At 65.9% G+C, this 20,713-nt stretch carries 16 protein-coding genes; 13 read left to right on the top strand and 3 right to left on the bottom strand.

Annotated features, from left to right (window positions below; translation table 11 throughout):
• Positions 1–21: 21 nt before the first annotated feature.
• The 11 genes from F7D09_RS05070 (at position 22) to priA (ending at position 13,047) form a co-directional block, all read left to right on the top strand.
• Entirely contained in the window at positions 22–1,068 is a 1,047-nt protein-coding gene (locus tag F7D09_RS05070; RefSeq protein WP_152234330.1) for a hypothetical protein, read from the top strand.
• 173 nt (positions 1,069–1,241) lie between these two features.
• A complete protein-coding gene (locus F7D09_RS05065; protein ID WP_152234329.1) occupies positions 1,242–3,542 on the top strand; it encodes a CAP domain-containing protein in 2,301 nt (766 codons plus the stop codon).
• A gap of 439 nt (positions 3,543–3,981) precedes the next feature.
• Positions 3,982–5,544: a PASTA domain-containing protein gene (locus F7D09_RS05060; RefSeq protein ID WP_226835974.1), complete on the top strand. Its 1,563-nt coding sequence runs from the start codon at positions 3,982–3,984 to the stop codon at positions 5,542–5,544.
• Positions 5,545–5,657: 113 nt separating this feature from the next.
• Positions 5,658–6,269, top strand: a complete 612-nt coding sequence (locus tag F7D09_RS05055; protein WP_152234327.1) for a hypothetical protein — start codon at positions 5,658–5,660, stop codon at positions 6,267–6,269.
• A 9-nt stretch (positions 6,270–6,278) separates the two neighbouring features.
• Positions 6,279–7,112: a hypothetical protein gene (locus tag F7D09_RS05050; RefSeq protein ID WP_152234326.1), complete on the top strand. Its 834-nt coding sequence runs from the start codon at positions 6,279–6,281 to the stop codon at positions 7,110–7,112.
• Between the two features lie 220 nt (positions 7,113–7,332).
• Positions 7,333–8,730: a histidinol dehydrogenase gene (gene hisD / locus F7D09_RS05045; RefSeq protein ID WP_193312336.1), complete on the top strand. Its 1,398-nt coding sequence runs from the start codon at positions 7,333–7,335 to the stop codon at positions 8,728–8,730.
• Positions 8,727–9,887 carry a histidinol-phosphate transaminase gene (locus F7D09_RS05040; RefSeq protein ID WP_152234325.1) on the top strand — a complete coding sequence of 387 codons (1,161 nt, stop codon included), beginning with the start codon at positions 8,727–8,729 and terminating at the stop codon, positions 9,885–9,887. Before hisD ends, F7D09_RS05040 begins: the two co-directional genes overlap by 4 nt.
• Positions 9,888–10,093: 206 nt before the next feature.
• Positions 10,094–10,696 (top strand): imidazoleglycerol-phosphate dehydratase HisB, encoded by a 603-nt coding sequence (gene hisB / locus F7D09_RS05035; RefSeq protein ID WP_152234324.1) that lies wholly within the window; start codon positions 10,094–10,096, stop codon positions 10,694–10,696.
• Positions 10,696–11,472, top strand: coding sequence for a hypothetical protein (locus F7D09_RS05030; RefSeq protein WP_152234323.1), 777 nt, complete (start codon positions 10,696–10,698; stop codon positions 11,470–11,472). The genes hisB and F7D09_RS05030 overlap by 1 nt, the downstream gene beginning before the upstream one ends.
• Positions 11,473–11,526: 54 nt before the next feature.
• A complete protein-coding gene (gene hisH / locus F7D09_RS05025; protein WP_152234322.1) occupies positions 11,527–12,171 on the top strand; it encodes an imidazole glycerol phosphate synthase subunit HisH in 645 nt (214 codons plus the stop codon).
• Between the two features lie 150 nt (positions 12,172–12,321).
• Positions 12,322–13,047 carry a bifunctional 1-(5-phosphoribosyl)-5-((5-phosphoribosylamino)methylideneamino)imidazole-4-carboxamide isomerase/phosphoribosylanthranilate isomerase PriA gene (priA, locus tag F7D09_RS05020; RefSeq protein ID WP_152234321.1) on the top strand — a complete coding sequence of 242 codons (726 nt, stop codon included), beginning with the start codon at positions 12,322–12,324 and terminating at the stop codon, positions 13,045–13,047.
• 181 nt (positions 13,048–13,228) lie between these two features.
• Here the strand turns inward: priA and F7D09_RS05015 are convergent, their stop codons facing one another.
• The gene (locus F7D09_RS05015) at positions 13,229–14,662 is read right to left on the bottom strand and encodes a DUF2252 domain-containing protein (protein WP_152234320.1); all 1,434 of its coding nucleotides are present in this window, start codon (positions 14,660–14,662) and stop codon (positions 13,229–13,231) included.
• 198 nt (positions 14,663–14,860) lie between these two features.
• Between F7D09_RS05015 and glnA the strand changes: the two genes are divergently transcribed.
• Positions 14,861–16,198, top strand: a complete 1,338-nt coding sequence (gene glnA, locus F7D09_RS05010) for a type I glutamate--ammonia ligase (RefSeq protein ID WP_152234319.1) — start codon at positions 14,861–14,863, stop codon at positions 16,196–16,198.
• 269 nt (positions 16,199–16,467) lie between these two features.
• On the opposite strand, the gene F7D09_RS05005 is transcribed toward glnA, so the two are convergent.
• A complete protein-coding gene (locus F7D09_RS05005; protein WP_152234318.1) occupies positions 16,468–17,916 on the bottom strand; it encodes a DUF5067 domain-containing protein in 1,449 nt (482 codons plus the stop codon).
• A 239-nt stretch (positions 17,917–18,155) separates the two neighbouring features.
• Between F7D09_RS05005 and F7D09_RS05000 the strand changes: the two genes are divergently transcribed.
• Positions 18,156–19,406: an MFS transporter gene (locus F7D09_RS05000; protein ID WP_152234317.1), complete on the top strand. Its 1,251-nt coding sequence runs from the start codon at positions 18,156–18,158 to the stop codon at positions 19,404–19,406.
• A gap of 6 nt (positions 19,407–19,412) precedes the next feature.
• Here the strand turns inward: F7D09_RS05000 and F7D09_RS04995 are convergent, their stop codons facing one another.
• Positions 19,413–20,243 carry a hemagglutinin gene (locus F7D09_RS04995; protein ID WP_376863026.1) on the bottom strand — a complete coding sequence of 277 codons (831 nt, stop codon included), beginning with the start codon at positions 20,241–20,243 and terminating at the stop codon, positions 19,413–19,415.
• Positions 20,244–20,713 lie beyond the last annotated feature (470 nt).

Genomic DNA, 20,713 nt, shown 5'->3' with positions numbered 1-20,713 from the left:
GCACGAGGGAAGGAGACTGTCATGAACATTCGCAAGATGATCGTCGCCGCCGCTGCGGCGTTCGCCATGGTGATGCCGCTTGCCGGATGCGGCAGCGACGATGCACAGGCGAGCGCCCGCATGATCATGGACGCCGCGCAATCGGGCAACGTCGGCAGCGTCAAGGCGAGACTCGACACCAGCGCGTTGAACAGAGGAGCCGAGCACGACTTTCTCGACGCGAAGCCGGAGATTCCGATCGCCGATGTCGTCGTCGGCAAATCCGAAGGCGACCGGGACATGCGCACGGTCCCTGTCTCGTACACGCTCGCCGGCAAGCAGTACCGCACCGATCTGAACATGAGCCGCGATGCGGACGGCACATGGAAGGCGATCAATCCGAAGCTGTTCCGCAAAGTGATGACGGATGGGGTGACCGTCGGCGGGAAAAAGACCGACGTCAACCGTCAAGGGTATCTTCTGGCACCCGGCGTCTACCGGGCGCACACAAGCGGGAACTGGTATTCCGGCTCGTGGAAGTTCACGGTGACCGCCAGCGATGCATCGGCCGACTATCTGGACGAGACGATCGCCGAGCACCTCGGCGATTTCACGGCGGACGACCGCATCAAGACCGACGGGGACATACACAAAGGCATCGCCAAGGACATTGACGATCTGGATATGTGCAATCAGCTGAACAAGCTGTATCTCGACGGCGAATCCTATGCGCTGATCGTCGGAGACAGCATTCCCTACGCCTGCCGATATCAGGTGTCGGACGTTCAGCCGACCATCACCTCCTATGAGAAGTCCCCGGACGATGACGGACGCTTCTTGATCACCTACGATGCGAAGGTCACCGGAACCGTCGCCGAATTCCGCCGGGGCGGCCGCACCGATGACGAATGGACCTGCATGTACGTCAGCGACAAAAGCGTGCAATGCGCACGGTTCGTGGAACGCACCTTCGAGGTCAAGGGACTCCGAGGCGAGTGCAGCATAGACGGTGGGGTCTGGTTCCCGGACCGGCAGCAGGCCGCCGAACAGGTGGGCGATGTGATCTACGCCGGTCACGGCACGATCTGATAAACGCCTCCAGTACAGTACGCTGGATAGTGCGACACGCCGATGTTTCCAACGGTTTTCGGCGGTGTTGGCAAGTTGTCCGGTTGAACCCTGTGCAGGCGGGGCCGTGAGAGACGGGACGGCGGCCCCGCTCTGGACAATATGACGTCCCGGAGCAGAGCAAGGAGCACACAATGATGAATAAGTCAGGAGCGATGAACAAGTCAGGAGCGACGAACAGGACAGGCCGAAGCACCATCGGCACGACGCTGATCGCCGGAGCCATCGTCGCAGGCAGCATCATGATGCCGCAGACCGCGTTGGCTGCGGAAGGCGAAACGAACCATGCCGATACCGGCAGCCAGGCCACGTTGTCGCGCAGCATCACGACAGCCGGAGACGCGCAGAAGCTGGCCGGCGTGCCCGCGGCACAGCAGAAGGCCGACGCGGCGGCGGCAACATTGCAGCAGGCACGGCAGGCGTTGGACAAGGCCAAGGCGGAACGGCAGAAGACCGCACAGGCGCTGCGCGACGAGCAGCAGCGTCACGACGCGGCGAAGCGACGTCTCGACGCCGCGCAGGAGGCACAGCGCAAGGCGCAGGAGAACTATGACAAGTCCTCCGACCCGCAGGCCAAGGAGCAGGCCCAGAAGGCCGTGGACGACGCCGCGGCTGCGGTGAAGGCCGCGAAGGACAAGCTGAGCCGGGCGCAGGCCGCCGTGGACGAGGCCCGTCAGCAGGCCGAAAACGCGGCGACCCGTCTCGCCGCCGCCCAGGCCGCTCAGGCCCAAGCGCAAGCCGACCGCGACAAGGCACAGAAGGCGGTCGATGACGCGCAGAAGGCGCTCGGCATCCCCGAAGGCCTCACCAAGGAGCTCGACGCCGCCAAGCAGGCGCAAGCCCAGGCGAAGCAGCGTCAGCAGCAGGCCGGGGCAAAGGAACAGGCGGCCAACAAGGAGGTCGCGAGCAAGCAGACCGCCTCGGACAAGGCCGCGGCCGCGGCGACTGCGGCGAAGCAGGACGCCGACGCCAAGAAGCAGGACGCCGACACCGCCGCCGAACGCCAAAAGCAAGGCGCCCCCGGATTCTTCAAGTCACTGGGACTTGACTCCGCCGTGGCCGTCTACTCCGACAGTAAGGTCGCCGGCAAAAGCTGGATGAAACTCGGCGAAGCCAGCTCCGCCACCTCCCTCGACAACATGGTCAAGGCGGGCGCGGTCATGAAGGAGACCAACGACATCCGCAAGAGCATCGGCCTCAAGGAGCTCGGCTACAACGCCGAGATCGCCGCATGGGCGCAGGTCATCGCCGACTACAACGCATTCGACGGTGGGTTCGGCCACGACTTCGTGCCCAGCCCCGGCTCGCAGAACCTCGCATGGGGCTACGACGATCCGCTCGACGGCTGGTACTACGAGGAGAAGAAGATCTGGGATTCCGGCAACCACGACTACATGGAAACCGGCCACTACCAGAACATCATCAACCCGAACAGCACGGCCATCGGCAACGCCGTCGCCTCCGGAACCGGCATCATACGCGTCGACTCGCAGAACTTCAGCTTCCGCCTGAACGCCGATATGACCGTCGACGAGTACAACACGAAGCTCGCCGCGTATATCAGCTCGCTGAAGAACGCCGGATCCATCTACCAGACAGCCAAGAAGAAGGCGGACGAAGCCGCGGCAACGGCCAAGACCGCCGCCGACGAACTCGCCAAAGCCAAGACCGCCGCAGCCGCCGCGACCAAGGAACGCGAGTCAGCGGACAACGCACTCGCCGCAGCCGACAAGCGGCTCGCCGCCGCCCAAAAGGCCTACGACGACGCAGTGGCCGCAAACGCCGACAAGTCCGAAGCGCTCAAGCAGGCGCAGCAGGCGCTCGCCGACGCCCAGGCCGCGCTCGCCAAGACCACGCAGGCCCTCGACGCGGCGCAACAGTCCGCGGACGCTGCCGCCAAGACGCTCTCCGACAAGCAGAAGACGGCCGAGCAGTCCGAAGCCGCCGTGAAGCAGGCGCAGCAGCGATACGACCAGGCGGTCGCCGCGCAGCAGGCGCTCGACCCCGAGACGGCCAAGGCCGCGCTCGACAAGGCGAACGCCGAACTCAAGGATGCGGAAGACGCCTACCGGCAGGCCGAAACGGCGCTCGCTGACAGAAAGTCGGCGGACGACGCCGCCAAGGCCGCGCTCGACAAGGCGCAGCGCGACTACGATGCGGCCAGCAAGGCGAAGGCTGACGCCGACCGGGTGCTCGCGGACGCCAAGGCCGCGGCGGCCCGGCTCGAAGCCGCAGCGAAGGGCGGTACGACGCTCGGAACCGACAAGTCGGCGACCAAGAGCGACACGAAGAAGCAGGCGGCGAACGGCCGCGGCCTCGCCCGCACCGGCGCCGACGCGACGCTGCCGCTCAGCGTCATGGCGATCGCGGCACTGGCAGGAGCCGGATGCGTGTTCGTCAGGGTGCATGATCGTCGCGAACGGTCACGAGCCTGAGCTCTGACAGCTTGGCGCAGCCGAGCCGATAATCCGGCAGCGTGTGACGGGCGGAACCGTTCTACGATGTGAACGTGAGCGGTCCCGCCCGTTTCCGCGGCATGAATAGTGGCGGATTCGTGGCGTGAGAATCCGAAGGTGAGGAGAGGAGACGACAATGTGGCTCTGCCAATACTGCGGAAACGGCAATCCAGCCGACGCGAGATTCTGCGCACGCTGCGGAAAGCCTCGCGTGACAATGACGCAGGGTCAAGTGCCGATGCCGCCGTCGTCTTCAAACGCCCACGCAATGCCGGGTGCTCACCCGCAGGTTCCCCTGCCGCCGTCCGCCATGCCGGCAGCGTGGGATGCGACGCTGCAGGATCCGGTGCCGCCCGCGATGATGTCTCCTACGCAGATTTCGACGGTTCCTGTGCCGTCTGCATCGATGTCTCCTGTGATGCCTCCTCTTCCGACACCTCCATCCACGCCGGCCAGCAATGCCACTGCGGCAGCTCCGCAACGCAAACGGGCGAAGGTCGTCATCGCCGCGATACTGACGGTCCTGCTTGTCCTTTCGGCCGGAGGCCTGACCGCGTACGTCACGTACCGCAACGAGCTGTGGGGAGGTGTGACCGTCCCCGAACTGCCGTCGCCGAAAGGCACCGCCAAGGCGAGCGGCGTGGTGGAACGGCTCCGGCAGAAAGGCATTGCAACGCAGACCGTGCAAGAGTTCTCCGGCAAGCCCAGCGGCACGTACCTCGGCCTGCGCAACGCGCAATCCGGGCAGCGCATCGGCAAAGGCGTCACCGTGCACGTCCGCGAATCAAAAGGCCCAGGCGTGCCGGCAGGCACCAACGGCAGTAACGTCTCGACCGTGCGCAAACGACTCGACGACATGGGCGTGCCGGTCCACTACGGCAAGGTCACGGTAAGCAAAGACTCAACCGTCAAAGCCGGAACCGTCATCTCCACCTCGCCTGCCGACGGCGAACCGGTGAAGGACACCAACGCCGGCATCCACGTCGGCGTCGCGCAACCGGACGACGGGTCGGCCATCCCCGTCGACATCCTCGGCAAGGACGTCGACACCGTGCGCAAGGCGCTTGAATCCCACGGCCATACGGTGACCGTCGTCAAACGGTTCTCGTCACGCCGGTACGTCGGCAAGGTCAGCGGCAGCGAACCGGCGCTCGGCGCCTCGCTCGACGACGGGCAGAAGGTGACCCTGTATCAGGGCGTGGACGTCACCGGACGCAGCGACGTGCTGGCCGAAAGCGGCTTCGTTCCGGAGATGAACGCGTATGAGCAGGATCCCATCGGACTTGCCGGCAAGTACTGCACGGCCGACGACGAACACTGCCTGACCCTGCAGCAGGTCGCCGGAGATCATGAATATACCTATTTGCGAATCGAGGATACGGACGACAAGGCGACGGCGGAGACTCGGTGGTGGAGCATGTGCTATGCAGGCGAGTTCGGCTGCCCCGTCGAGCATGATTCTACCGATGATTTCTCCAAGGACTTCCAATACAACCAACCGTCCGGAGTGATCGAGATGCACGATATCGATTCGGAGACCCCGATGTGCGGGACCACGCGCATGTTCCGGCCGGGCGTGGGCAGTATCTGTGACCACGGCAAGTATCTCACCGACTGGGATACCATGGCTGGTGACGACGACAGCACCGGGGCGCAGTGGACAGCCGGCTACTTCTTCATGTTCTTCCCGGTCGGCGCGGACATCGACAGTCTGGAACAGTCGGGGTACTTTTCGGCGCAGGCGCTCGCCCAGACGCGTTCCGGCAAGGCCGTCGACACCGACCGTCCGTTCATCCTCAAGCGGGACAACGACGCCCTGCCGTCGCGCACGGCATCAGCGGACGGCGACACATTCCGCAACGCCTTCCTTCCGGGCGGCAGCGAGTTCGCGATGACGCCGGCGCCCAGCGACGAGACCGCTTACTATCTGGTCGAGGATGGCATCGACTGGTCGGCCGTACCGGATGAGACTAGTCGATGACGCGCGGTGACGTGCCGGCGATGAACGCGACACGCCGATGACGGGGACGATGGCGGAGTTGTCCGGTTGAAGAAGGTAACAAAGCAAACCGCACATCAGGAAAGGCAACAACCATGAACTTCCTCGAAAAACTCGGCGAAATCGTCCTCTACGCCTTCGGCGTCATCGCCACGCTCGTCATCCTCGTCCTCGCTGCTTTCTTCAGCTCGTCCCTCGGCGAGGCGTTTACCAACACGTTCAACTGGACCACCAGCGAACTGCCCGCGCTCGTCGGGAGCATCCTCGTGTTCGGCCTCTTCGCCAGCATCCCCTTCGCGCTGCAGGCTGCCATCGTCAACGGCATCCTCAAGATCGACGACAGGGGAGTCCGAATCGTCGTCGGCCTGATTTTTTATATGCCCGTCGCCGCGTTCGCCATGTACGCGGTCCAGGACTACCCCGACTGGAGCAACTGGTGGCTGATCCCCACGTTCCTCCTCTTCTACGGGCTGCCCATGCTCATTACGGTCGTCGGCTCGTCCGAGGACGAGGACGCGGACTACACTCCGCCGGAGCTTGAGGACGTGCAGGAGTTCGAGGACGAGGATGCGGACATGCGCAGGCCGGTCACCGAACTGGGCGGCGACAATCCGTTCGCGAATGAGGGGCGTCCGACCGTCGCCACGTATGCGGACAGTGGAAGCGTCACCTCCAACCGCAACTACACGGTTACGGCACAGCGGTAAGGTCATCCCATGGCAGAACAGACAGCGAACGGTGAGCGGATACCGACCGGCGACGGACAGGCGGCGACCGGCAAACATGCAGGCGGCGTTGGCCACAGCGACGTCTTGCACAGCGGCGTCGGCCACGTCACCAACGACAATCACGGGGGCGTAGCCAGCAGCAGCGGCAGGCAGGACGCAACCGCCGCGCAAAGGCCTGCGCCGCGCCACGCCCCTGACGTAACACCGCTGGTGCTCATCGACTTCGACGGGGTGATCAACCAGTTCCCGGACGACAAGGTGCGCTGCCGGCAGAACTCGACCGACTGGATGAAACCGGGCGACCCACGCATCGCGCTCTACGAGCACGCCCGCTGGTTCGTGCCCGATAGCAAACGGTACGTGTCCGCCGGCAGACTGGGCAGCTACCGGATCCTGTGGTCGAGCGAACTGGTGGACCGCCTGCGCACGTTGCCGGCGCAGATCATGTGGCTGAGCACCTGGCAGCCGTTCACCAACGCGCTCAACATGGCGCTCGACGTGGACTGGGACACCATCAACTGGTACGACCCGTACACGGGCGAAGGCCGGCTGACCGGCAAACGCCGGGCCGTGCTGAGCCACCTGAAAACCGGGCGGCCCATCGTCTGGATCGACGACGAGGAGACCACATACGACGCCGGGCTCGACATCACCGATGCTGCGCCCGCCGCCCCCGTGCTGGCGGTAGGCCCGGACTCGCGCATCGGCATCAGCCGGCAGCAGATGGACGGCATCGAACGGTTCGTCGCCGCGCCGCCTGCCGAGCCGGCAGTGCGGTTCGACGTCGTGCAGGATGCGCATGAGGGCCACTGGGGATTCTGAGACGGGATTGCGGGACGGGATCCGAAACGAGGCTTGCGAAACGACGATCAGCGCAGGGTCGCAGGCGGTCGGCAACCACGACGGGGGAGCGGTGCTAGTGTCCGCGATGCGGACAACATCATGGTCGCCGTGGGTCCGAGAACCTGATTTTTCTCACGATGCGGGTGATACGGCGATTCCGTTCGATGTACGACATACGACGTTGTTACGATGAGAAGCTATGGGTGAACACATCATGCGAATCATTGACCTGCGCGGCAAGAAGCTGTCGCGCGCCGAACTGCTGGCCGCCATGCCGCGTGCCGCCATGGGCACGTCCGAGGCCACCGACCTCGTCCGTCCGATCCTCGAGGACGTCAAGGAACGCGGCGCCGCCGCGCTGCGCGACTTCGAAGAGAAATTCGACCACGTGCGCCCCAAGCACCTGCGTGTGCCCGCCGAGGCCATGACCGCCGCATTGGAGACGCTCGACCCCGAGGTGCGCGCCGCCATCGAGGAATCCGTGCGCCGCGCCCGCGCAGTCGCTGCCAACCAGGTGCCCAAGGACTTCCACACCGACCTCGCGCCCGGCGCCCGCGTCGCCGAACGCTGGGTCCCCATCCAGCGCGTCGGCCTGTACGTGCCCGGCGGCAAGGCAGTCTACCCGAGCTCCGTCATCATGAACGCCGTACCGGCCCAGGCCGCAGGCGTCGAATCGCTCGCCATCGCCACCCCGCCGGCGCGTGACGACGCCGAAGGGCTGCCCAACAAGACCATCCTCGCCACCTGCGCCATCCTGGGCGTCACCGAGGTGTACGCGGTCGGCGGCGCACAGGCCATCGCCATGTTCGCATACGGCGCCAAGGGCAGCGAGCCGCAGGACGGCGACGTGCTGTGCGATCCGGTCGACAAGATCACCGGCCCAGGCAACATCTTCGTCGCCACCGCCAAGTCGCTCGTGTCCGCGTTCGTGGGCATCGACGCGGTAGCCGGCCCCACCGAGATCGGCATCATCGCCGACAAGACCGCCAACCCGAGCCTGCTGGCCGCCGACCTCATCGGCCAGGCCGAGCACGACGAGCTCGCCGGCTCCGTCCTGTTCACCGACTCCACCGACATCGCCGACGCGGTGCAGGAGAACCTCAACTATCGTGTGCCGAAGACCGAGCACGCCGAACGCGTCCACACGTCGCTGTCCGGCACCCAGTCCGCCATCGTCCTGACCGACGGCCTCGACCAGTCCATCGACGCGGCCAACGCCTACGCCGCCGAGCACCTCGAGATCCAGACCGCCGACGCGGACGCCGTCGTGCCCCGCATCAAGAACGCCGGCGCCATCTTCCGCGGCCCCTACTCGCCGGTGCCGCTCGGCGACTACATGTCCGGCTCCAACCACGTGCTGCCCACCGGCGGCACCGCGCGCTTCGCCGCCGGCCTCGGCGTGCACACGTTCATGAAGCCGGTCGAGGTCATCGAATACGACGAGGAGGGCCTCAAGGAGCTCGCCGCGCGCATCAACGCGTTCGCCGTCTCCGAAGACCTGCCCGCCCACGGCGAATGCGTCCTCTCCCGCTTCGTCAAGGACCCGTACGACAAGGCCACGCTTCGCGAACAGGAGAAGGAGGCTGGTCTGCTGTGAGCGCCATCCCCGCAAGCCTGCCGCTGCGCAACGACCTGATCGGCGAGGAGCCGTACGGCGCGCCGCAGCTCGACGTGCCCGTGTGCCTCAACGTCAACGAGAACCCGTACGCGCCGGACCCGGCCGTATGCGACACGATCGCACGCCGCGTGCGCGAGATCGCGCCCACGCTCAACCGGTACCCCGACCGCGAGCACATCGAACTGCGGCAGGCGTTCTCCGATTATCTCGCCAGCGAGTCGGGCACACGACTCGACGTGGACGAACTGTGGGGCGCCAACGGCTCCAACGAGATCATGCTCCAGCTCTTCCAGGCGTTCGGCGGCCCCGGCCGCACCGCGCTCGGCGCCGACCCGACGTACTCGATGTACCCCGAATACGCGCGCGACACGTTCACCGGCTGGAAGCTCGCCCACCGCAACGCCGACTTCACCCTCAACGTGGAGAAGACCATCGAGGCGATCCATGAGGTCAAGCCGAGCATGGTGCTGCTCACCAGCCCGAACAACCCGACCGGCACCCCGCTGCCGATGGAGGACATCGAACGCATCCTCGCCGCCTGCGAGACCGCCGAAGTCGAGGGGGCAGGGGAGGGCGTCCACCCGATCCTCGTCATCGACGAGGCGTACGTCGAGTTCCGCAAACCTGGCACGCCTAGCGCGGTCAGCCTCATCAAGGACCACCCGAACCTGGCGGTCAGCCGTACCATGAGCAAGGCGTTCGCCTTCGCCGGAGCGCGTGTCGGCTACCTCGCCGCCAGCAAAGGCATCATCGACTGCGTGCGCATCGTGCGCATGCCGTACCATCTGTCCGCCGTCACGCAGGCCGCCGCGCTCGCCGCGTTCGAGCACACCGACGAACAGCTCAGCCGCGTCGGCCACCTGCGCGAGACCCGCGAAGCCACCGCCGAATGGCTCAAGACGCAGACCTACAAAGGCCAGCCGCTCGAAGTCGCCGAATCCGGCTCCAACTTCCTGCTGTTCGGCGGCCACTTCGACAATCGCGACGCGATCTTCGACGAGCTGCTGAAACGCGGCGTGCTCATCCGCGTCGTCGGGCCGGACGGCTGGCTGCGCGTGTGCATGGGCACCGACGAGGAGATGGCCCGCTTCCGCGAGGCGCTCGTCGAATCCATGCGCGCCGTGGAAGCACGGTAGGCCCCGATAAGCCAAGCACCGGCAGCGTCACAGCCTTCTTCTCCTGTCACAGCGGGTACCTACCCGCTGTGACAGGAGAGATGACGCGCAAGGCGCTACAGTAAACGGTATAGGGAATCGACTGCGGCGGCGTCACGAACGGGTGAGGCCGGCCGCTACTGCCACCCCGCACGACGGCCACCCCCGCAGCAGTAAGGAGCACAACCATGGCACGCACCGCCCACATCATCCGCGAGACCAGCGAATCGCGCATCGACCTCGAACTGGACCTCGACGGCACCGGCAAAACCGACATCGACACCTCCGTGCCGTTCTACAACCACATGATGAACGCGCTCGGCAAGCATTCGCTCATCGACCTGAAGATCCACGCGCACGGCGACACCGACATCGACGTGCACCACACCGTGGAGGACACGGCCATCGTCTTCGGCGAGGCGCTCAAGCAGGCGCTCGGCGACAAGCGCGGCATCCGCCGGTTCGCCGATGCCACCGTGCCGCTCGACGAAGCGCTCGCCAAAGCCGTCGTCGACATCTCCGGCCGTCCCTACGTGGTGTGCACCGGCGAGCCGGCAGGCTACGAATACTGCATGATGGGCGGCCACTTCACCGGCTCGCTCGTGCGCCACGTCATGGAATCCATCGCCCTGCACGCGGGCATCTGCCTGCACATGCAGGTGCTCGCAGGCCGCGACCCCCACCACATCGCCGAAGCCGAGTTCAAGGCCCTGGCTCGCGCACTGCGGTTCGCCATCGAGCCGGATCCGCGCATCCAGGGGCTGATCCCCAGCACGAAAGGATCGCTGTGATGTACGACGGTTTGTACGACGACGATCTGTATAACGACGGCCCCAGCGGCGACGATTCCAACAACGACGATCCCAACAACGATGACCTGCATTTCAGCGACGAGGAGCTGCAGGCCGCGCTCGACGGGTTCGAGAAGGAGTTCCAGGACGGCGCGCTCGACGGCGCATCCGGCAACACGGTCACGTCCGGCACGTCGGCCGACTCGACAGCCGCGACACCGTCCGACGCCGACGGTTCCACCGGCCAGCCGCAGGCGTCCAGCGACGCCGCCGACCCGGGCATGAGCTTCGACGACGAACTGCAGGGGCTGCTCGGCAACAAGGCGAAGTCCGCGGTGCTCATCACCCGGCTCGCCTCCGCCGAACTGCTCGCCGCGTTCTGCCAGCTGTCCGACATCTCCGCCGACTGCATCGGCTCCGCCCAAGGCGCAGTCGCCATCCTGCACAACCTTGACGGCGACGGTCCGGAAGCCGCCGCGCGCGACCTCACCATCGTCGTCTCCGGACTCTCGCTGGTCCTGGCCGTCAACCGCGCCGACAAGCTCGAGTCGACCGTGTATCTGCAAGGCAAGCCGGGCGAGCAGCTCGCGCCGCCGCTGCTCTTCTCGTCCACTGCCCCGTTCGTCGAGGACCTGATGCTCGGCATCACCGACGAGGACGGCATCATCGCCCAGGGCATGACGGTCAGCCGGTCCGCCGACCTCGACCACGACCAGGCCATGGCCGTCATCGCCAAACACACGCGGTTCGGCCGCGGCTCGTCACACATCGGCTGACGTCGGCAGACCCGGCACCAAACTCGTCACCCATTCGACAACGAAGGAGCAGTTATGACCTCGGTGGTGGTATTCGACTACGGATTCGGCAACGTCCGGTCCATGGTCCGCGCACTCGCCAACCTCGGCGTCGACACGACCCTGACCTCCAGCTACCGGCAGGCGCTCGAGGCCGACGGTCTCGTCGTGCCCGGCGTCGGCGCGTTCGCCGCCTGCATGAGCGGCCTCAAGCAGGTCTCCGGCGACCGCGTCATCCTCGACCGGCTGCGCGCCGGCCGCCCGGTGCTCGGCGTGTGCGTCGGCGAGCAGATCATGTTCGCGCACGGCACCGAGCATGGCGAGCCCTGCGACGGCCTCGGTCTCATCGACGGGTCGGTGGACCTGCTCGACGCCGACGTGGTGCCGCACATGGGCTGGGACACGGTCGATGCGCCGTCCGGCTCCACGCTGCTGCACGGCGTGGAAGGGGAGCGGTTCTACTTCGTGCACTCCTACGCGGCCACTGCAGCCCGACCGGCCGACCTCACCGCCGAACAGGTCGACCTCGGTCCGGACGAGCACATCACCTGGTGCGATTACGGGCGCAGCCGATTTGTCGCCGCCTACGAGCGCGGACCCCTGTTCGCCACGCAGTTCCATCCGGAGAAGTCGGCAGAAGCCGGCGCGCAGCTGCTGCGCAACTGGATCGCCACGTTCTAGAACAGATTCGAGCTTGGCCGGCCGTGCTTTCTCGGCCCCCTCGGTGGAGGGGGCTATCGGCGGAGCCGACTGGGGGAGCGTCGTCGCGGTCAGCGATCAGGCACGACCATATTCCGAACTCTACATACCATCACAGAAAGGCAGGTTGACATGTCGTTGACCCTTCTTCCCGCCGTTGACGTGCGCGACGGCAAGGCCGTGCGCCTGCGTCAGGGCGAATCCGGCTCCGAAACCGACTACGGCAGCCCGTTGGAGGCCGCCCGCACGTGGGTGGAGGCCGGCGCCGAATGGATTCACCTGGTCGACCTGGACGCCGCGTTCGGCACGGGCGACAACCGCGCCCAGCTGCGCGAGATCGTGCGCGAACTCGGCGACAAGGTGAACATCGAGATGTCCGGCGGCGTGCGTGACGACGCCAGCTTGGAGGCCGCGCTCGACGCCGGTGCCGCCCGCGTGAACATCGGCACCGCGGCGCTCGAGAACCCCGACTGGACCGCCTCCGTCATCAAGCGGTACGGCGACCGCGTGGCCGTCGGCCTCGACGTGCGCGGCCATACGCTCGCGGCCCGCGGCTGGACGCGCGAAGGCGGCGACCTGTTCGAGACCATGAAGTTCCTCGACTCGGTCGGCTGCTCGCGCTACGTGGTCACCGACGTGGCCCGCGACGGCATGATGAGCGGCCCGAACCTCACGCTGCTCAAGGAGGTCGCCGAACGCACGGATGCGAAGGTCACCGCGTCCGGCGGCATCAGCAAGCTCGACGACCTGCGCGACATCAGGACGCTGGCCGAGATCGGCGTCGACTCCGCCATCCTCGGCAAGTCGCTGTATGCGCGCGCCTTCACGCTTCAGGAGGCGCTGGAGGTCGCCCGGTAAGGCGCTCGACCGTTCACGATTTGCGGGGACTTGCCAATCGTGAACGGTGACGATGTTCATATGAACAGGAAGAAGCCCGGAATTCCGCCAAGGAGTTCCGGGCTTCTTGTTCCCTTTTGTGCGTTTCTGGTTCACGATTTGCGCAGGCCCGCAAATCGTGAACCGGAACAGCGTCTGAGGCTCATTTCTTCGAGCAGGGCAGCTCGCCCTTCTTGATGAGCTTGCGGAACAGCGCGTAATCCTCCTCGTTCTGCTCCGCATACGCCTGAGCGAACGTGGCGATCGCCTGGTCGAACTCGTCGGTGCCGCCCAGGTAGTTCGCGATGGCGATGCTGTCGCCGGTGCGCGCATGCGCGTGGGCCAGGCACCAGGCGCACATGCGGCCCAGATCGGACAGTCCCAGCGCGTTGAGATGGTCGATGTCGATCGACCCCTTGCCGTTCCAGAACTGACGCACGTAATAGTCGCGCTTGCGGCCGTCCTCTGCCATGAAGCTCGCCCAGCCGAGCAGCACGTCGGCCGTCGACTGGATCAGCTTCTGCCCCTGCACCACGCGCTCGCCGTGCGTCGCATAGGGGGAGCGGCCCACGAACCGTTCGAACACCGACTCGTTGGCCTCCTTCATCTGCAGCATCAGCGGGTCGTCAAGCCCCCGGCCGGTCAGGATCGACACCCATGCGCGCGTGCCCACCGAGCCGACGCCAACCACCTTGCGGGCCGTATCGTGATACCGGTAGTGGCTCAGCACGTAGCGGCGGTCCTCGTACAGGCTGTCGCGGTAGCTGTCGTACAGCGTGTCCAGCCGCTCCTCAAGCGCCTTCAGGTCGGCGTAGTCCTTCAGGTCGCTGATTGGCACCAGCTCCGGCGGCTTGGCGCGGAACCGCAGCCGCCCCGCCTTGCTGTCCAGATACGTGAGCTTGGCGGCCGCATGGTCGGAATCGCGCACCGAAGCGCGCATCGCCGCGTCGCGCAGTGTGCGGTTGCGCTTGCCGTTCACCGTACTCTCGTAATGGTCGAGCGCCGCCTCCACGTCAAGATGGTCGTACCAGACGTCCAGGAAGTCCATCTGCGAGAACTGCTTGATATGGTCGCGGTACGAGTGCACGCAACGCGCCACCGCGGCACGGCGGTCCTTCTCCTTGATGCCGTTCGCGCGCCCGCAGATTTCCACGGATACCGCAAGCCGTTTCACGTCCCACTCCCAGGGGCCGGTCGTCGTCTCGTCGAAGTCGTTGATGTCGAAGACCAGGCGCGAGCTGGGGGAGCGGAACATGCCGAAATTGCCGATGTGCGCGTCGCCGACCGCCTGCACGGGGATGCCCGTGGTGGGGGTGCGGGCCAGGTCGTTGGCCATGATGAGCGCCGTGCCGCGGTAGAACGTGAACGCGGAGTCGCTCATCCGGTAGTAGCGCAGCGGAATCAGGTCGGGCACGCGCTGCGCCGACTGCTCCTCGAGCAGGGCGATCACGTCACGGCGTCCGGAACGGATCTTCCACAGGGCGTGGCTCTCCAGCGGCGTCGACTTGCGCAGCGCGATGCCCGCGCGCGCCCGCCCCAGTGCGGTGTCGGCCTGATGCCACGAAGACAGATCGATGGTTGGGTGATTATCGCTCATGAACACCACCTTAACGCCTTGCCGTCGCGCACGCCACGCCGGCGTCCGATGCGTGTCACGGCGTGCGTTTGGCCGCGCCGGCCGACACCGTGGCCTCGGCCGGCCGGTTTGGCGCCGGCTGCCGGAGGCCGGCTACGCGGTCCGCCAGCCACCTGTGTTAACGACTCTCGTAACACGACCGTGAAACCATGGGATGTTATGGATAAGCAGCAAGAGTTCGCCCTGCGCACGGTCGAGGAACGCGACGTGCGTTTCATCAGGTTGTGGTTCACCGATGTGCTGGGCACACTGAAATCGGTCGCCATCGCCCCGGCCGAGCTGGAGGCGGCGTTCGAAGAGGGACTGGGCTTCGACGGCTCCGCCATCGAGGGCATGACGCGCGTGTCGGAGGACGATATGATCGTCCGCCCCGACCCCACCACGTTCCAGATCCTGCCGTGGCGCGGCGGCCCGCAGGGCACCGCCCGCATGTTCTGCGACATTCTCACGCCCGACGGCGAGCCGTCGCTCGGCGATCCGCGGCACGTGCTCAAGCGTGCGCTCGCCAAGGCGAAGGAGAAGGGCTTCACGTTCTACGTGCACCCCGAAATCGAGTTCTACCTGTTCGAAAACCAGACCGACTGGTCGAAGGCGCCCACGCCCATCGACGAAGGCGGCTACTTCGACCATGTGCCGCGCAGCCCCGGCATGGACTTCCGCCGCGCGACCGTCAACATGCTCGAACAGATGGGCATCTCGGTCGAATACTCGCACCACGAGGCGGGCCCCGGCCAGAACGAGATCGACCTGCGCTACGCGGACGCGCTGACCACGGCCGACAACATCATGACGTTCCGCACGGTCGTCAAGGAGATCTCGCTGGAACGCGGCATCCATGCGAGCTTCATGCCCAAGCCGTTCGCCGACGCGCCGGGATCGGGCATGCACACGCACCTGAGCCTGTTCGAAGGCGACGCGAACGCTTTCTATGAGGCCGGCCAGGAGTTCAACATGTCGATCACCGCGCGCCAGTTCGCCGCAGGCATCCTGCATCATGCGGCCGAGATCTGCGCGGTCACCGACCAGTACGTCAACTCGTACAAGCGCCTGTGGGGCGGCAACGAGGCGCCCAGCTACATTTGCTGGGGCCACAACAACCGCTCCGCGCTGCTGCGCATCCCGCAGTACAAGCCGGGCAAGGGCAATTCGGCGCGCATGGAGTTCCGTGCGCTCGACCCTGTCGCCAACCCGTACCTCGCGTACTCGGTGCTGCTGGCCGCCGGCCTCGACGGCATCGAACAGCAGATGACGCTCGGCGAGCCGACCAGCGACGACGTGTGGGAGCTGACCGACGCGGAACGTCAGGCGATGGGCATCGAGCCGTTGCCGGATTCGCTGGACGCCGCGTTGAAGATCATGGAGAAGTCCGACTTCGTGGCCGGCGTGCTCGGCGAGCATGCGTTCGAGTACTTCCTGCGCAACAAGCATCAGGAGTGGGACGAGTACCGTCGTCAGGTCACGCCGTACGAGCTGAAGAAGTACCTGCCGAAGCTGTGACGCGCGGCTTGGCGCAGGATATTGGATAGCGGAATGTCACAGCGGGTGTTCACCCGCTGTGACATTTTTTTGTTGCGCTGAGGGCGGCGGTCGACGAGTCGGGGCCTCTGCACTCTTTATGCTGACTGCTCTCGCGCCGACCACCCTCAGTCTCGCTGTGCTCGACAGCTCCCGCCAGCGGGAGCGGCACCGGGTCGCCCCCGCTGGCGGGGGCTGTCAGCGGAGCTGACTGGGGGTGGCCACCCGCGTTCAGCCCTCTTCGCCGAGTCTCACTCCTTCGGCAGTTTGATTGTCCGCGTTACCGTGTCGTGCCCGCCGTACCGGCTTTTCAGCGTCACCTTCACCGGCGCGTTCGCATCGTCGAGCTTGTACGAGACCGTCGACCGGGCGAGGGCGCCCGGCTGGGCGCGACGGGTGTCGCTCAGCTCCTCGTAGCCGTCCGGCCAAGGCGCCATGTAGTAGTTGGCGTCCAGCTCCCTGCCGTTCTGGGTGACGGTCAGGTCCGCGGCGCTGGTCAGCTGTTCGGAGGCCTCCGACGTGTTCACCCAGTCGATGGTGACGATGATGGTCGGATTGTCGTTGTAGTCGTTCGGCCCGCGCGTCACGTTGGTAATCGAGGCGAGCACGTCGGCGCTGTAGCTGTGGATCGGTTTGAGCGGTTTGCGCTCCTCGGCGCTGGCCTGCGGGGCCTTGCGCAGCGGCGTCGAATCGATCTGCGTGAACGTGGTCCCGTCGTTCGAGATAGCGAACGCCGAGACGATGCCCTCCGAGAGCGAATCCGCCTCGTTCGCCTCCACGAACAGGTCGGTCGTCTTGTCGATCAGCCGGTAGGCGATGGTCGTGTCGAGCTCCTCGCCCGCCCGCACCTTGGTGTCAGTGGATCGCGGGTCGTAGCCGGCGATGGGGGAGTCCTTGGTGTTGTACAGGGTCGTCGGTATCAGCCCCTCGCCATGCTGGAAGACGTTGCGGTCCATGACGAAGCTGCTGAACGTCGTCGTCTTCTCGCCGGTGTTTCGCCAATGGTAGGTGACGATCACCGTGGGTTGCCCGGCGATGTCGTTCGGTCCTGCCGCCGCCTTGGCGATGGTGACCTCTGCGCTGTCGCCGTCGTAGGTGGCCACGCGGCCGGTCTTCTCTTTGGTCGGCTTGTCGTCATGCGAAGGCCCGTTCCACGCGGACGACGAGAAGGACGACGAGTCGGAATCCGAGCCGCCGCCGAACAGGCTGCCGATGACCAGCTGCGGCAGTTTCGTGGAGAATATGATGACGACGATGAGCGCCACGATCCACACGCCTTTGCCGTTACGCTTGGACGAGGCTGAAGTCTGCCGGGTGCCGCCGTGCCCGGTCGTGCGGTTCCGTGACGCCTGTTTGACCGCCTGACGGTTGCGTTGCACCGCCTGCTGCGCCACATTGGACTGCCGTTGCGTGCGTTGCCGTTCGCGTCGTGACGGTTCGGCCGGCGTCTGCTGATACGGCGTCTGATGGTCCGACGTCTGCTGGTTCGGGGAGACGGACGCGGCCTGCTGCGCACGGTCTCGACGCGCGGACGTGCTTGCGTCGACGCTGCCGTGACGGGACGCGGCGTCGGTGGCATGAGTGGCGTCGTGCGTGTCGTCGCTGACGCCATCCGCGGAACTGAAGTCGACATACGCCGGCGCATCGTCGACGTCGAACGGCGATACGTACCCGTCATCGTGTTTGCCGAATAACCCCATGCCGTGCCCCCTCGTCCATGTGTGACTGCCGTATGCCGCTTTCGGATTCTGCGGTCCGGATCCGGACGTCGCGGCGTATCACCGATTATCCTCTCAGACTGCGACGGGACAGGCCGCCGCGGCCGGGCTTCGGCACGTGTCCGCATGGCGTCTCGCGTCGCGTGTCATGACACGTGGTGCGGCTAAGGTATCAATCGTTTGCATCAGGGAAGGCACAGTGCATGGAGGAGAGCGTGGTCATGTCGTCATCGGTCCCGGCCGACGGGTCGCAGGGAGCCAAACCGCAGCAGCCGGCGGGCAAGGGGGAGCGGTTCTTCACGCTGCCGGTCGTCACGCTCATCGCATCCAGCTTCATCCTGGGCATGAGCGAGTTCATCGTCGTCGGCATCCTGCCGGACATCGCGCACGGGCTCGGCGTCTCCGAGGTGACGGTCGGCAATCTCGTGTCCCTGTTCGCGTTCGTTTACGCGCCCGTCACGCCGCTCGGCTCGGCCATCTCCGCACGGTTCCCGCGCTTCGCCACGCACCTGACGCTGCTTGCCGTTTTCCTGGTAGGCAACATCCTGTGCGCGTTCGCGCCGAACTATGCGGTGCTCGTCGTGGCGCGCATCATGATCGCGCTCGTCTCCGGCACGCTCGTGGCCATCGCCATGACCTACGCGCCCGACGTGACCGTCGACAGGTTCCGCACCAAGTTCATCGCGTGGGTGTTCTCCGGGTTCTCCATCGCCTCGGTCGTCGGAGTGCCGGTCGGCACCTGGGTGGCGAACACGTTCGGATGGCGATGGGCGTTCCATCTGGTGAACATCATGACCGTCATCGTCATCGCGCTTGTCCTCACCGTGCTGCCGCGCAACAGCCATCTCGCGAAAGTCGGCTTCCTGCGCCAGTTCCGACTGTTCTTCGACCGCCGCATCCAGCTTGGCGTGCTCGACGTGGTGTTCGGCGCCGCCGCAAGCTACGTGTTCTACACATACCTGACGCCCATCATGCGAGACGAGATCCACGTGCCCGAGCAGTACCTGAGCCTTGGCCTCGTCATCTACGGCGCCGCCTGCCTGTGGAGCAACCTGTACGGCGGCAAGCTCGCCGACCGCGGCCGCGGTGTGGAGCCGCTCACGCACATCAGGCCGATCTACATCGCGCAGGCGCTGCTGCTCGCCTCGCTCGCATTGGCCAGCGTCGTCCCCGTGTACGGCGCCGTGCTGCTCGTCGTGCTCGGCATGTTCATGTACCTGCAGAACTCGGCATCGCAGGTGCTGTACATGGACGTCGCCGCCCAGTCGCACCCCGGCTCGATGAACCTCGCCGCCTCGCTCAACTCCATGTCGTTCAACATCGGCATCGCCGTCGGCTCCGCGGTCGGCGGCATGGTCAACGACGGTCTCGGCCTGACCTGGCTCGGTCCGTTCGGCGCGCTGTTCGCACTGCTGGCGGTCGGCACCACCACGCTGCTCAAGCCGTACGTCGGCAAGTCCGTCGAACGCTGACGTCATCTATCGCGCCGAGCCGAACCAGCCGCGGTAGATGATCGAGAAATTGCGGTTGCCGTAGCTGGAACACGAGTCGCCCTCGCCCACGCCCGCCGCCAGCGCCGCGTCGTTCGGCTGGTACGGCGTGTAGATGTACAGCAGCGCGGTCGCCTTGTTGTCGATGAGCACGTTTGCGCCGCCGCAGCTCGCGTTCGGATGGAACTTCACATAGTTGAGCTTGCCGGCATGGTAGCCGTACTGCTCCTCATGATGCGCGTAGTACTGGTACCGGTTCGCGGCGCCGTACACCTGGCGGAAGAACCCGGCGTATTCAGGGTCGCAGTCGGCGTCGTCCGGGCAGCTGAGCCCCATCGCCGCCTTGAACTGGAAGTCGGTCGGCTTGGCGGCGGTGACCAGCTGCTGCTCCTTCTGCATGACGGTGAGCAGCACCTTCTGACTGACGTTGCAGGACTTCGCCGACTTGTCGATGATGGCGGCCGCCGTCTCGCGCTTCCTGCCCTGGTATCCGTTGCAGTAGGCGTCGGCCTTGATGGTCGTCGTGTCGAACGTGCGTGACTTCAGGCACGCCGAGCCGGTGCAGGCCTCGCCGTGGTCGTCGAGGAACGACTGCACTTCGGCTTCGCTCATGGCATAACCGTTGAAGAACTGGCCGTCCGAGATGATGTCGCCCGGGTCGAAGCCGTAGCGTGAGGACAGCTGGCTCTGCCGGTTGCGTGCGTCGGCCAGGGCGATGCGGCCGGATACGAACTGCGTGGTCACCCAGGCGAGCGCGACCGCGCAGCATGCGGCGACGAGCATGGTCAGCGCCGTCGCGATGCGCCTGCCGCGCGTCATGGGGCGTTTGCTGGACGAACGTTTGCGCGTGATGCGGCGGCGTGCGCCGTTACGGGTGACGGCTCCGTCGCGACGCTTGCGGTCTGCGGTGTTGCGTTTGGCTGTGGTGTTGCGTTTGGCCGCCGTGTTGCGTGAGGTCGAGGTGTTGCGCGTGGTCGTGGTGTTGCGATTGCGCGATGCCGCGCCGCCGCGTGTGGCGTTCTTCCGGCCGGACTTGCGGATGGACACGGTGACGCCGGCGTGCGAGCCGTTGTTCACGGAACCTGCCTCGCGTCGCTTGCGCGAGGACGGGTTGTTCTTCGACTGATGCTGTTGCTTCGCTGTGCTCACGGATTGCCTTCTCACTGTCATCGTGCGACATTGTAACGCGGCGTACTGGGCGCGCCTATGTCACAGCGGGTAGGTACCCGCTGTGACGGAAGGGAAGTGATGAGGGGGGTGAAGGGATGAGGGGGGTGAAGGGATGAGGG

Origin of the sequence: Bifidobacterium leontopitheci, assembly GCF_009193355.1 — a bacterium.
Lineage (GTDB): Bacteria > Actinomycetota > Actinomycetes > Actinomycetales > Bifidobacteriaceae > Bifidobacterium > Bifidobacterium leontopitheci.
The sequence above is the reverse complement of the archived record's forward strand: the minus strand, read 5'-3'. Positions and strand labels throughout refer to the sequence as shown.